Origin of the sequence: Roseburia sp. MSJ-14 (assembly GCF_018918225.1) — a bacterium.
GTDB lineage: Bacteria > Bacillota > Clostridia > Lachnospirales > Lachnospiraceae > Petralouisia.
The window spans coordinates 21,853-34,314 of sequence record NZ_JAHLQD010000020.1 but is presented as its reverse complement, the minus strand read 5'-3'; the positions used below and the strand labels follow the sequence as shown (position 1 = coordinate 34,314).

The following is a 12,462-nucleotide window of genomic DNA, read 5'->3' as shown; positions in this document are numbered from 1 at the left end:
GCTTATGGGTAGTCATAGATGCATCGGGAAACTAAGGCTGACTTCCCGATGCTCAATCTTATTGTATCTTTGATGTAAAAGCAGATGCCTGTGAAGCAAATGTCTGAAAAGGCTTTGTTTTATGGCATTTTAACAAGGAAAATCTGCTACCACAGAATTTGACAAATTTCCGTGAGTGATGCAGTAGGATGGAGGCTTTATTATGAACACAGGAAACATTTTTGAGGCATTTTTCTTGGCAAAAGAGAAGATTGCAAAGGAGCCTGATATTTTTTCAGATCCTGAGTACATGAAGATACTTCAGTCTGTCAAAAAATATTTTGACAGTTTCGTCTGGGTGTCGAACCCTATGGACAGACTGATATATCTGTATGCTGGTAAAGGTTATAACAACAATGCAGTAGCTGATTTTATTGGGGTGAATGTGAATACTTACCGCAGCAGAGTATCACGAGTATCTACAAAGTTGTCAGGTCTGCTCTTTGATGGTCAGAGGCTGATTGATGCTTGTGTATATGCACCAGTTGAGGAGATAGCAAAGACAAGAGCTTATATTGACAAGCTTAATAATAGGTTGGTTATTGGCAAGGAATTGTCAAATTATATGCTTGAAAAGATTCACAATATTACTGTGGATTCTGTTCAAGTACAGCCAATCACAGAGGAGGAGAAGTTTCAGGCTCTTATGCTTGTAGCCCACTTTAGTGAGCCTGCTATTGAGAGCAAGTTATCAGAGGTAAAGCCTGAAGCTCTTGCTTTTATTATGGATGAACTTTTCAGTTCTGACAGTTCTGAGTGGAGCCTCTATTATAAGAAAATGCAGGACAAAGTATCCCATCTTGCGGTTCCCCCAAAAAAGGTGATTGATTATTGTAAAAGTGAATAATAATGTATTGTTGAACTGGCTCTTTGTAGCCAGTCCTTTTTCTCTTTATAATAGGAAGTAACGCACCTCTTTGTATCTGTATATATCTTGGTACTTGTCCTTTTTCTCTATGATTCCCTTGCTATAAAGCACAACCACCAAATACTGTCGGCACTTTTTGTGAAATAGTGATTATTCCAAGCTCCTGTGAACAGAGTTATAGTAGGACACCACAGGAAGTCGTATATTCACAAAATAAATGGTGTAACTTTGTATTTGGCTCGACATTCGCATTATATAGTCTTATGGCGGATAGTCTGGCTGGTCTTGGAACAAGGGCACACAGCTCAATCTGTGCGGTCGGTTTCAAGGTCTTAAAATATGTATTAATCGACCTTTGTGATAAATGCGGTGTTTGTGTGATGCTGTCAGTATCATGGGTAGTTAATACGCATTCCTATGCGTGTTTATACGACTTCTGCAAATCACATAAAGAAAGGAGTTGCTTGTTTATGAATAAGAGATGCGTTGCTCTTACAGATGAGCAGTATCGTGAGAGTATCAGCTTATTGCGTTCAGGATTTATTCTTGATGAGAAACTTATCAAACCTAATGAGAGGATTGCAGCAGTTGAGGTTCTCCAAGCTACCTTAGGATTACGACTTGGAGATACATTAAAACTTAAAATGTGTTCCTTTATCAAAGATGGCAATCGTTACAGATTAGATATTAAAGAACAGAAGACTGGAAAGATGCGTACATTTACTGTTCCTATTGAGGTATATAGCTTTATTCAGGACTATGCCATTTCCAAAGGTATCAGTTCTGATGCGAAGCTCTTTGATATATCTGAAAGACAGGTAGAGCGTCATTTAAATAAGGTTTTTTCAAGGATGGGACTGCCTTTAAGACAATATGGAACGCATAGTGCAAGAAAGCTATTTGCTACTAAGGTTTATGTGGAAAATGATTACAACATAGAGCTGGTGAGAGTATTACTCCAGCATTCCAGTGTTGTTACGACACAGAGATATATTGGTATCCAGCAGAAACAGGTTGAGGACGCCCTTGCTGGTACAGTTGTGAATTTAGTTTAGGAGGTACAGCAATGACAGTAGAAGAAGCTATCAGAAAATATGTAGATGAAAATGAGGGCTACGAAATTTATGAAAACTATTCAGGTCGAGGAATGTTTGGTCGTAAGTGCTTGGGTGTAGTTGTAAAGCAAGGTTGTTCTTTTATGGATTTTCTAATGAAGCTCACAAAGTATATGGATGATAATAATGTTGATGATGTAGATTTTAAGCTGGAGGGAACTACATACGATAATCTTGGACTGGATACTGTAGTTTACTTTCCAAATATAGGGGGTGATTGTGTATGACTAAGTTAGCAAAATGGCACGTTGAAGAAATTATGGAATCTTTTGTGTTAGGAGGCTTTATAGCAAGTGATAGCGAAAGGTTCTTAGCTGGTACATTTGTTATTACATCTATGATTGATACTGTTGAGGTTGATGAAGCAAACAAGGCTTTCATTTTCCATACAATGTCTGGCAGTGAATACCTTTGTTTATTCGAGGATATTAGAATTACTCAAAGGTTTGCTGAATTTTCCAAAGACAATTTGGAGCGTTTAAAGGTTGTTTCACATTTTGTAGACGAAGCAATAAAATTAGCCCATGAAAAAGAGAGTTCTTTTGTTACCAAATTAGAGAGTGAACTTTTAAGTGGTGACTTATACCTTGAACTAGGTGCTGGAGGCATTATTAGTGTTCATTTTAAATATTTGGATGGTGTTCATCGAGTAAGTAGCAGAATACATTCAGGAATGTTTGTTGATTCATATTTATATTGCATATCAGGTGTGGTTGATTTTAGACATTATGCATTTTGCGGAGGTATTGTAAGCACCTACCACATGAGCGATTCAATCAAGAGATTGGTTGTAAATAATATAGGGAGCAGACCAGTGACCATAGATAAAAAGGTGTATGAGTCTGGCACAACTATTACTTGCGTAACTGAAGAAAATCATCCAGAAGGCTTGGTAAGCCCTGATGCATTCAATGGAAAGAGTTGGATGACTGATTTTGTAAAGGAAGGTAATTCTGATGTTTAATGTTATTCTATACCATTCAGGTCAGTATGGTGTATATAACGATAATACATACAAGGTATGTGAAGATGTATATTCCATATTTGAAATGCTGACTGCAAAATATGAATATCCTTTTCGTGACGAGGCATCTATAACTTTTCTTAAGAATAGAAGTTGTAGTTTCATAAAAGGTGACAGATATGCGATTCGCGAGAAAAATGATAGGGTTTTTCCTATCACATATATTAATAGGTGTGAGAAGGAAGGGCTTGTTTTGATTAGCAACTCTCAACGAGGAATATATACGCATACGAAGCATCTTGACACTTTGGTTATAGATGCTTTAAAGAAATTAGACATTGATATCTTGCTCGCAGTATGTATCGATGAGGATAATGTCGATGGTATTTTGTTTGCACTTGGGAATTTTAAGCCAGTTAACTTTGACTATGGCAAAGACTTATTTGCGTTTTGTCGTAAATTTGAATATGACTGGAAACGTGACCTGCCAGATATAGCTCGACTAATAGATATGAAATATTCAGAGAGTTGTGAAGTTGTTTTGACATACAGAGAGTGGTTTGAGGCTGGTGTAATTTGTGATAAGAAAATATTTGCAAAAACACTTTTAAAAGAAAAACTCAACAGTAGAAGATTGGCTATTATGCTGGTTGATTTTATGCAGGATGACTCAGTAAGATTGTCAAAAATCAATTCAACAAAGAACCCAGATACTAGAATTCTCTTTGATGACCTGCCATCAGTTGTTGATGGTATAAAGAGGACATTTTATCTAATTATTGATATCGATGAAACCATTCGCTGTGAAAGAGATATTGTTGATTATTGTATCTATGGCGGTTGGATAAATAAAGAGTATGTCGAGGTGTATGGTAAGAAAGAAGCTTTACCTATATTTGAGGACTTGATTCCAGATATTTTGCGAAGGGAGATGATTTTATGTGGTTAAGCTATCATATTCCTTGTTTCTATCGTAACAGGAATAGTATATGTGCCTGTTTCAACAAAGATTTCAAAGCAGAGCTATTAAAAGGCTTAGAAAAAGAGGGAGTTACCTATATCAAGCTGGAAACAGTCAAAGTAAAAATGGGTGATGATTTTGTGGATGAGGAGATTTTAAGTTTTTATACAGATGATAAAAATACACATGAAAAACTACAGGCTTTCCTCGATATTTTTGATAATGCAGTTAATAAATATGAGTCAGATTTAAAACAGGACTGTTATTTCTTTGAGTTTGATGGGTGTATGTTATATGTGAATTGCTCAGGGGGAACTATAAGAAAACGTGGTCGTATATCACCAGTAATTAGAAAACTTGAAGAAGTATGGAGAGAGCATCCAGATCTGCGTTTAGGACAGCTTTTGATTGATTGTGCAGGTGACAAGGATTTATTTAACTTGGAGGATGATGAGCTGATGGAGGCACTGGAAAGGTTTGGTGATGAAGATGACATTGGACAAATTTTATAATATTTTTGAGAGATATTAAATGAACAGCTAAAGTTATTATGCCATTATCGAAGGAGGCGATTGAAAATGATTAGTGTAAAAAATATCAAGTTAGTAGATGGAATTATAACTTGCGATATAAAAGGCGAAGAATCTAATTTTTCTATGGAGGTTTCAGTAGAAAATTGGGACAAGTTGGAAATCTCTATAGGTGGCGATGTGTATGATGCATGTCATGTGAGAAACAGATTATACCATTTATATAATGAAAATAATGGCAAACTTCCTAAAAGTTTTACATTAAACTTTGGCTAGGAGTTAAGACGCTGTTCTTATTATTTGTGTAACTCAATATAACTTTTTATTGCTTTGAAAAATATTTAAGCTACGAGTTAATGAACCTTGTTGTCTAACTTGTTGATATACATTGTATGTTAAATTTGAAAGTAATATGCTATGCTCTTGGTTTCTAGAATGAACAGGGGTAGTTTTTTGGAAAATATCACAATCGTTTTACGACAAGAAGAGGTGTTTATATGAGAGAAATAGAAAGAATATCTCCCATGCTGGAAGCTATAGAAAAGGCTTGGGCACTCTTTCCAGACTTGCAACTAGGGCAACTTTTGACTATTTGTGCAAAGGATAGGGACTTATTTTATATAGAAGATACTGATTTATTAAGAGAATTTCAGAGTTACATCGAAAATTTTGGTAGTAGTCAATAAAGTTATAGGTAGTTGGTGTTAAAAAATGGGAGATAGATTTAAGAAAATGATGTTTTTTTGGATATAGGTATATGAACATGCAATTTATGGCTAGTGAAATGGAGTTGTCACTAGCCATTTCTGTTTATATAGAATGGAGTTGTGTTTGTGTTAATGGAATCCGTTAATATTTGTGAAATCGATTAATATTGTTGGAGTTTTTATTCATCTTGAATCGAACCTTCATCTCAGGAATTTTTATTGTTCTCGTTTTTCGGGGATAGTATATATTCTGGAGGTTTCTTTAGTGGGTAAAAAAAATATTAGTGTTGTATGCCATGAGGAGGAATTAACTGTGAACCAAATTGAAAAATTGTTCAATGAGTTTTCTTTAAGATTTTCAAACATTTGGTTAGAAAATCAAATGCTGGAAAAGGATGATTATAATTATGTAGTAACAAAAGCAAGGAAGGAGAATTAATATGAAACTTAAATTTGTAGTGGCAATCTATGCCAGAAAGAGTGTTATTCTTAAGAAAGGTGATACTTTAAATACTCAAGAAGATAAGTGTAGAAAGTTAGCAGAATACTACTATGGAGATGAGTATGAGCTTTCTACTAAATGTTATACAGATGAAAAGTCTGGAAAAGATATGGATAGAGAACAGATGCAGAAAATGATAGCATCTATTAAAGATAGAAAAATACAAGCAGTATTCGTGTATAAGTTGGATAGACTGGGGCGAAATGCAACAGATTTATTAAACTTTATTGAATTGTTAAAAGAATATAAGGTCAAGCTTCATTGTGTAGAGGATAAGGTTGACTATGATCCTGCTGATGAGAATGATATTATGACAAGGTTTTTGATAATGTTTTTATCATTGATGGCAGAGATGGAACGTAATAATATACGTCAAAGAATTATTGCCACAAAGGACTCTTTATCAAGAAGAGGATTTTGGTTGGGAGGAACAGCACCATATGGTTTTGAGTCTGTAAAAGTACCAAATAATGGTATTATATCTGGGGTTGATGCAAAATATTTGTATATTTTATCTCCTATTCAAAAAGAAATGGAAATGATTGAATATATTTTTAAAACTTATCAAGATGAAAAGCTAAGCTATGGAGCATTAGCAGATAAGTGCAATGATTTAGGATACAAGCCTAGATGGGCAAAGATGTTTGACCAGCATACAATTCAAGATATGCTAATGAATATGGCATATGTTAAAGCCACAAAAGAGGTGTATGACTGGTTGATTTCAAGAGGATTTTCTAAGGATAATATTCCTGAGAGGGAGTTATTTGATGGAAAACATGCATTGCTTACATATGGAAAGACAACGGGTGACTCCAAGAGAGAAGATGCACCCATAGATGAATGGATTGTAGCAATTGCACCGCATGAGGGGATTATAGAAGGAAAAGATTGGTTAAAGGTACAGAAGAAAATTTTAAAAAATAGTGGAAAGAAGAATAAGAAGAACACAAAGCATAATAATGTCCTCATTACTAGTGATATGTTTGTGTGTGGATGTTGTGGGGGTACTATATCATCTTACAATAGAAAATCGAGAAAAGATAAAGAGGTACATTATCCTCATTATAGATGTGAGAATAAAAGAAAGCGTAAAGGTCATCTATGTAATGTTGAAAATATATCTGCTACTGAAGTAGATGAAAAAATAATTGATGCTCTTTTTGATAGGAAAGAAAAAATATTAGGATCTATTAATTACGTTAAGGAACATCTATTGTCTGCGAAGGGAAAAAACACTCGTACTAATATTATCCCAAAACTTGAGAAAGAGATAAAAGAACAGCAGAAAAAGATTGATAACCTAGTAGAAAATATGGCTACTGGTCTGCTTAGTAAAGAAGTTATCGAAAGAATAAATACAAGCATTAGAGAGTGTAATGATAGGATAGAAGAATTAAAAGAAAGTATTGCGAAGGAAAATAAAAAACTTGCTAATATAGAGGAACAGCATAAAAATCTCGATTTGATAGTTGAGAGACTCCTTAATTTAAGTAAAGAAGACTTTAAAAACCTTTCTATGGATAAAAAGAGAGAACTTATATCTATATTGATTAAGAAAGTTGTTTGGGATGGGGAACAGGTACATGTTTATTTCAATGTTCCAGATGAAGTCTGTGGTGATGACGCCACAGACTTTTTATTTAATGAGACTGCGTTGACTTGTGTGGATATGGTAAAACCACATTTCTAAATGCACTTTCTGCATTTATTCCGGAAACAGAGCGTGTGATTACCATTGAAGATTCTGCGGAGCTTCAGTTGCAGGGAATTCCTAATTTAGTGAGACTAGAAACCAGAAATGCAGGAGCAGATGGGAGTCTTGAAATTAACATTCGTGACTTGATACGAACAGCCCTTAGAATGCGCCCTACACGGATTATTGTGGGAGAGATTCGCGGGGCAGAATGTTTGGATATGCTTCAAGCCATGAACACAGGGCATGACGGTTCTTTAAGTACCGGACATGCCAATAGTTGTAAGGATATGTTGCACCGTATGGAAACCATGGTTTTGATGGGAATGGAATTGCCTTTAGCAGCAATTCAGGCGCAGATTGCCTCCGGCATCGACATTATGGTACATCTTGAAAGACTGAGAGATAAAAGTCGCAGAGTATTGTCAATTGCAGAATTAAATGGAGTGAAAGAAGGAGAGATTCAGCTAAATACATTGTATGAATTTATAGAAAGTGGCATACAAGAAGGAAAAATTATAGGTCACTGGAAAAAAAGAGGAGAACTGTTGCATCGAGAAAAGCTACTTGCAGCAGGATTGGAGAATATAAGTGCAAACGGAAAATAAGTATTATTTTACCAAGGGAGAAAGGCTGGTGTGTATGTTGGTAGCAGTAGGATTGTCAGCGGTGATTGCATGGTTGTTTTACCGAAGTGTCTGGGCGATGATATTGCTACCCATTTGCAATTGGTTTGTAAAAAGGCAATTAGGTAATCATTGGAGGGAGAAACAAAAGCAGGAAAACTTATTACAGTTTCAAGGAATGCTTCAGATTATTTCAGGGTTACTAAAAGCCGGATATTCCATGGAAAATGCATTTTTAGAAGGAGAGCAGGACTTTCTTCGATTGTATGGAACGAAATGTATTATGTCGCAAGAATTTCGTGCAATCAATCATCAACTTAAAATGAACATCCCGATAGAGCATCTGTTAGAGGAATTGGCAGAGCGAACCGAAATAGAAGAAATACACAGTTTTTCACAGGTATTTGCTTTCGCAAAACGGCAAGGTGGAGATATGGGAAAAGTATTTTGGGATAGTACCGAGAGAATTGCAGAGGGCATAGAAGTGAAGCGGGAAATTAATACGGTTATTGCGGCAAAGCGGTTGGAGCAAAATATCATGTCGCTGGTGCCTTGTGGAATACTGCTTTATATGGGAATGGGTATGCCGGAATTCTTAAGTCCGTTATATGGAAATCTTACCGGAGTTGCGGTTATGAGTGGATGCTTAGGATTATATGCAGGAGCATATCTGTTAGGACAAAAAATTATTCGGTTATAGGGAGGCAATAAGGTGGTATCAAGGGAAAGTAAGAAAAAGGCAATAAAAGTAATCATTGCAACAGGTGTGCTGGCTGCCATATTAGCTGTCCTTGATGGAAGAGAAAGTCATACAGATACACTGGAAAGAAAAGAGGCGGGAAAGGGTAGCCAGAAACAGGAATATACTCTGGACGCTGGAAAAACAATAGAGAGTTATGCGTGGACAGTTACGGCGGAGGAATATCAATTTACACAAAAGGAAAAGAAAGAAGTACTAAAAAAGGCAAAAGCGGAATTAGAAAAGAGAATACTTGGCGACAATAAAAGCCTGGAAGATATTAGTACAGATTTGCATTTACCGGAAAAGCTACAAAAGGGAGCGGTTCGGGCAGAATATGGACTTTCAGATTATCACATTTTTTACCTGGATGGAACCATGCGGGAATTGCCCCCAAAGGCAGCTATGGTTACAGTCAGTGCTGAATTAGAATGTCAAGGTGAAAGGGAAATTTATGAATTTGCCATACAAGTAGTTCCTCCGAAAAAGAGTAAAACGGAACAACTCATAGGGGACATACAAAAGACCTTGGAAGAGGAAAATAAAAGAACTGGAACAAATCAGTTGGAATTGCCTCAAGAAGTAAACGGCATAAAACTTTCGTGGAAGAAAAAGAAAGAAAATCGCGCTTTTTTTGTGGCTGGATTAGGAATGATTGCAGCAGGATGCATAGTGGCATCAGAAAAGGAAAAAGCAAAAAAAGAGCAAAAGGAAAGAGAACAACAACTATTGTGGGATTATCCGGATATTCTCGGAAAACTAATTTTGCTTACAGGAGCAGGCATGAATGTTGCCTTGGCATGGAAGCAGATAGCAGATACCTATCAAAGGCGTAGAGATGAGCAACGTATATCGGAAAGACCAGCCTATGAAGAAATGGTAATTGCGGTTTATGAAATGCAGGAAGGCGTGGGAGAAGTTCAGGCATATCAGCATTTCGGAGAACGATGCGCCTTACCGGAATATCGAAAATTATCATGGATACTGGTGCAAAATGTCCGTAAAGGAAGTGCACAGATACAAAGACTGTTAGAGGAAGAAAAGTCAGAGGCATATGAAAAACAGAAAGCAAGGATAAAAACGGCGGGAGAAGAAGCCGGAACAAAGTTATTATTTCCTATGCTTTTAATGTTGTTAGTAGTTTTAATTATCATTATGGTACCAGCCATGATGTCAATGGAAATATAAGAAAAGAATGAGAAAGGAGCAAAAATATGAAAGAATGGAAAAATTTTTTGACAGAGGAAGAAGGAATCGGGGTGGTAGAAGTAATTCTGATTCTGGTCGTACTTATTGGATTAGTGATTATTTTTAAGAAGGAGATAACAGCACTGATAAATGATATTTTTGCAAAAATTACAGAGCGTGCAGGACAACTCTAAAAAGGAAAAGGGGAGTGTAACGGTATTCTTAGCACTTGTATTAGTGCTGATTTTATCATTTCTACTTAGTATGTTGGAGTTGGCGCGGGTAAACGGTTTGCAAACCATGGCAAATAGAAAATTGCAATTGGAAATGGAATCGGTATTTGGCGGTTATAACAAAGAGCTTTGGGAGCATTATGGATTATTGTTTTTGGATATAAGTAATGGAAATGGAGAAGCAGACCTTCGGCTTTTGGAAAGCCGAATCATGGAAGAGGCATATCAGGAAAACAGACAATCGAATGTATATCGGTTGGCACTAAAAGATGTGGAAATAGCATCCTTTATAATGGCAACAGATCAAAACGGCGTGGAGTTCAAACGACAGGCATGTAGAATAGCAAAGCAACAGTTGGCAAAAGAGGGAATCGATGCACTGAAAGAGCAGGTGGATGTGTGGAAAAACGTAGAAAATGAAACTGGTGATTTAGAGCAAACATGGAAAGAAGCATTAGAAGCACAAGAAAATGCAGACAATGCAGAAAATACAGAAGAATCAGAAGACACAGGAAACGAAAGTGAGACAGGAAATCGACAAGAAATACCTAAAGAATCAGAAATGCTACAAGAATCAGAAGAGGTACTACCGGAAAATCCCATTCATTATATAACAGAACTAAAGAGTTCTCCACTGTTGGCAATCGTGTTAGAGGAAACGTCACAGTTATCAGGAAAAGGGATGGATATGGTTGACAGTCTGGATAATCGCACATTATTTTGTGGAAATATGACAGCAGACACAAAGGACAGTGTGGATAAGTTATGGCTGGTGCAGTATTTAAATCACTGTTTTTCCTGTAAAACAAAAGGCAGTGAACAGGGACATGTCTTAGATTATGAGTTGGAATATTGCATTGCAGGAAAAGACACAGATAAGGAGAACTTAGAAGAAGTGGTAAAAAGACTATTGTTTTTACGCCAAAGTGCCAATTTCGTTGCGATTATGAAGGATAGTCAGAAAAAAGAACTGGCATTAAAGATTGCCACCGGAGCAGTAGGATTTACAGGAAGTGCATCCCTTATTCGAACAGCACAAATGGGAGTTTTAATAGCGTGGTGTTATGGGGAGAGTATTTTAGATGTACGATGCCTTTTACGAGGAGAAAAAGTTCCGCTTATAAAAGACAGCACCCAATGGAAATGCAATTTATTTCAATTGTCAGAAAGCATTTCAGGAGAGAATCAGGAAAAACAGGAAGTGGGCATGAGCTATCAGGAATATTTGCAGATATTGTTGTACATGACAGAAGAAAATCAGTTAACCATGCGTGCATTAAATGTGATAGAGAAAAATATAAGACTGTTTTCCGGAAATGACAGGTTATGTATGGATGCCATGATATCTGGGATAAAGGTAAATGCAGTTTATAGTGGGAAACCATTATTTTTCAGTGTGATTCCAGTTGGAAAGAAGATAAAGGGAGATTACTATTTTTATGCATCTGAAACATTTATGTATGAAGAATAAACGGTAAAGGAGGGGGAGAAAAGAGTGCCTCAAATATATAGAAAGGAAAAACAAAAAAGCTCTCTCAAACACAACGGATTAAAAGTTGGGGCACTGTTTTCTCCCCTTGCAAAAGGAAGTCTGACAGTAGAAACAGCTCTGGTGTTGCCCTGGTTTTTATTTGCAATGGTGACAGTGCTGTTCCTATTTCGGGGATTGCAGATTCAGTATATAGTGGGGGAGGCACTGGATGGGGCAGTGGCAGAAACTGCATTAGAAAAAGAAATAACGCCAGAAGAGGCAGAAAATCAAATTAAATATTTATTTTATAAAAAAATAGAAGAGAGTCAGTGTTCCACAGCTATGATAAATTTAGGAATGGCAGGATTTTCATGGAGTGATTCCTTAGTGGATGAACGCTATCTGGATATGAAAGTTGACTATCAAATAAAATTACCCGGCTGGCTATTGCAGGATAGCATGTGGAAAGTTTCAAAATCCAGTAGATGTCGTCGGTGGAAGGGGATTCCAGGAAATGGTGAAAACGGGAACAGTGCAGAATGGGTGTATATAACACCGGATGGAAGTGTTTATCATAAAAGTAGAGAATGTACCCATTTAAAATTATCCATCCATGCAGTATCAATGGAAGAGGCAGAAAAATATCGGGCATGTGAACATTGTATGAAGAAAACAAAAAAGACAGCTATGGTCTATATCACAGAAGAAGGGGAATGTTATCATATAAAATTAAATTGTAGTGGACTGAAACGTACGATATATATGATGCGTTTTGACCAGGTAAAAGGGCGTAGCCCTTGCTCAAGATGTGGAGGAAAGTGAA

15 protein-coding genes and 1 pseudogene are annotated in these 12,462 nt (G+C 36.5%); all 16 read left to right on the top strand.

The window, feature by feature from the left end; translation table 11 throughout:
* The first annotated feature begins 202 nt into the window (after window positions 1-202).
* The 16 genes and pseudogenes from KQI83_RS08640 (at window position 203) to KQI83_RS08565 (ending at window position 12,461) form a co-directional block, all read left to right on the top strand.
* The gene (locus KQI83_RS08640; RefSeq protein ID WP_216556696.1) at window positions 203-886 is read left to right on the top strand and encodes a hypothetical protein; all 684 of its coding nucleotides are present in this window, start codon (window positions 203-205) and stop codon (window positions 884-886) included.
* Between the two features lie 491 nt (window positions 887-1,377).
* Window positions 1,378-1,962, top strand: a complete 585-nt coding sequence (locus tag KQI83_RS08635) for a tyrosine-type recombinase/integrase (protein ID WP_216556694.1) — start codon at window positions 1,378-1,380, stop codon at window positions 1,960-1,962.
* Window positions 1,963-1,973: 11 nt separating this feature from the next.
* Window positions 1,974-2,249 carry a hypothetical protein gene (locus KQI83_RS08630; RefSeq protein ID WP_216556692.1) on the top strand — a complete coding sequence of 92 codons (276 nt, stop codon included), beginning with the start codon at window positions 1,974-1,976 and terminating at the stop codon, window positions 2,247-2,249.
* The gene (locus tag KQI83_RS08625; protein ID WP_216556690.1) at window positions 2,246-2,986 is read left to right on the top strand and encodes a hypothetical protein; all 741 of its coding nucleotides are present in this window, start codon (window positions 2,246-2,248) and stop codon (window positions 2,984-2,986) included. Before KQI83_RS08630 ends, KQI83_RS08625 begins: the two co-directional genes overlap by 4 nt.
* The gene (locus KQI83_RS08620; RefSeq protein WP_216556688.1) at window positions 2,979-3,935 is read left to right on the top strand and encodes a hypothetical protein; all 957 of its coding nucleotides are present in this window, start codon (window positions 2,979-2,981) and stop codon (window positions 3,933-3,935) included. Before KQI83_RS08625 ends, KQI83_RS08620 begins: the two co-directional genes overlap by 8 nt.
* A complete protein-coding gene (locus KQI83_RS08615) occupies window positions 3,926-4,459 on the top strand; it encodes a hypothetical protein (protein ID WP_216556686.1) in 534 nt (177 codons plus the stop codon). Before KQI83_RS08620 ends, KQI83_RS08615 begins: the two co-directional genes overlap by 10 nt.
* A gap of 66 nt (window positions 4,460-4,525) precedes the next feature.
* Window positions 4,526-4,753, top strand: coding sequence for a hypothetical protein (locus KQI83_RS08610; protein ID WP_216556684.1), 228 nt, complete (start codon window positions 4,526-4,528; stop codon window positions 4,751-4,753).
* A gap of 221 nt (window positions 4,754-4,974) precedes the next feature.
* Entirely contained in the window at window positions 4,975-5,163 is a 189-nt protein-coding gene (locus KQI83_RS08605; protein ID WP_216556682.1) for a hypothetical protein, read from the top strand.
* 286 nt (window positions 5,164-5,449) lie between these two features.
* Window positions 5,450-5,623 (top strand): hypothetical protein, encoded by a 174-nt coding sequence (locus KQI83_RS08600; protein ID WP_216556680.1) that lies wholly within the window; start codon window positions 5,450-5,452, stop codon window positions 5,621-5,623.
* A gap of 1 nt (window position 5,624) precedes the next feature.
* Window positions 5,625-7,379, top strand: coding sequence for a recombinase family protein (locus KQI83_RS08595; protein ID WP_216556678.1), 1,755 nt, complete (start codon window positions 5,625-5,627; stop codon window positions 7,377-7,379).
* Window positions 7,355-7,990, top strand: a pseudogene (locus tag KQI83_RS08590) (CpaF family protein); the annotation flags it as partial. The gene KQI83_RS08595 and the pseudogene KQI83_RS08590, both read left to right, overlap by 25 nt.
* Window positions 7,974-8,708 carry a type II secretion system F family protein gene (locus KQI83_RS08585; protein ID WP_216556674.1) on the top strand — a complete coding sequence of 245 codons (735 nt, stop codon included), beginning with the start codon at window positions 7,974-7,976 and terminating at the stop codon, window positions 8,706-8,708. The pseudogene KQI83_RS08590 and the gene KQI83_RS08585, both read left to right, overlap by 17 nt.
* A 12-nt stretch (window positions 8,709-8,720) precedes the next feature.
* Complete coding sequence (locus tag KQI83_RS08580) at window positions 8,721-9,935, top strand: hypothetical protein (protein ID WP_216556672.1); 1,215 nt, start codon at window positions 8,721-8,723, stop codon at window positions 9,933-9,935.
* Between the two features lie 26 nt (window positions 9,936-9,961).
* Window positions 9,962-10,129: a Flp1 family type IVb pilin gene (locus tag KQI83_RS08575; protein WP_216556670.1), complete on the top strand. Its 168-nt coding sequence runs from the start codon at window positions 9,962-9,964 to the stop codon at window positions 10,127-10,129.
* Window positions 10,086-11,639 (top strand): DUF5702 domain-containing protein, encoded by a 1,554-nt coding sequence (locus KQI83_RS08570; RefSeq protein WP_216556667.1) that lies wholly within the window; start codon window positions 10,086-10,088, stop codon window positions 11,637-11,639. The genes KQI83_RS08575 and KQI83_RS08570 overlap by 44 nt, the downstream gene beginning before the upstream one ends.
* A 24-nt stretch (window positions 11,640-11,663) precedes the next feature.
* Entirely contained in the window at window positions 11,664-12,461 is a 798-nt protein-coding gene (locus tag KQI83_RS08565; RefSeq protein ID WP_216556665.1) for a TadE family protein, read from the top strand.
* Window position 12,462: the final 1 nt, after the last annotated feature.

Excerpts from the sequence above, each read along its gene's own strand:
- KQI83_RS08640 (WP_216556696.1), top strand. The coding sequence starts at position 203 with ATGAACACAGGAAACATTTTTGAGGCATTTTTCTTGGCAAAAGAGAAG.
- KQI83_RS08635 (WP_216556694.1), top strand. The coding sequence starts at position 1,378 with ATGAATAAGAGATGCGTTGCTCTTACAGATGAGCAGTATCGTGAGAGT.
- KQI83_RS08630 (WP_216556692.1), top strand. The coding sequence starts at position 1,974 with ATGACAGTAGAAGAAGCTATCAGAAAATATGTAGATGAAAATGAGGGC.
- KQI83_RS08625 (WP_216556690.1), top strand. The coding sequence starts at position 2,246 with ATGACTAAGTTAGCAAAATGGCACGTTGAAGAAATTATGGAATCTTTT.
- KQI83_RS08620 (WP_216556688.1), top strand. The coding sequence starts at position 2,979 with ATGTTTAATGTTATTCTATACCATTCAGGTCAGTATGGTGTATATAAC.
- KQI83_RS08615 (WP_216556686.1), top strand. The coding sequence starts at position 3,926 with ATGTGGTTAAGCTATCATATTCCTTGTTTCTATCGTAACAGGAATAGT.
- KQI83_RS08610 (WP_216556684.1), top strand. The coding sequence starts at position 4,526 with ATGATTAGTGTAAAAAATATCAAGTTAGTAGATGGAATTATAACTTGC.
- KQI83_RS08605 (WP_216556682.1), top strand. The coding sequence starts at position 4,975 with ATGAGAGAAATAGAAAGAATATCTCCCATGCTGGAAGCTATAGAAAAG.
- KQI83_RS08595 (WP_216556678.1), top strand. The coding sequence starts at position 5,625 with ATGAAACTTAAATTTGTAGTGGCAATCTATGCCAGAAAGAGTGTTATT.
- KQI83_RS08575 (WP_216556670.1), top strand. The coding sequence starts at position 9,962 with ATGAAAGAATGGAAAAATTTTTTGACAGAGGAAGAAGGAATCGGGGTG.
- KQI83_RS08570 (WP_216556667.1), top strand. The coding sequence starts at position 10,086 with ATGATATTTTTGCAAAAATTACAGAGCGTGCAGGACAACTCTAAAAAG.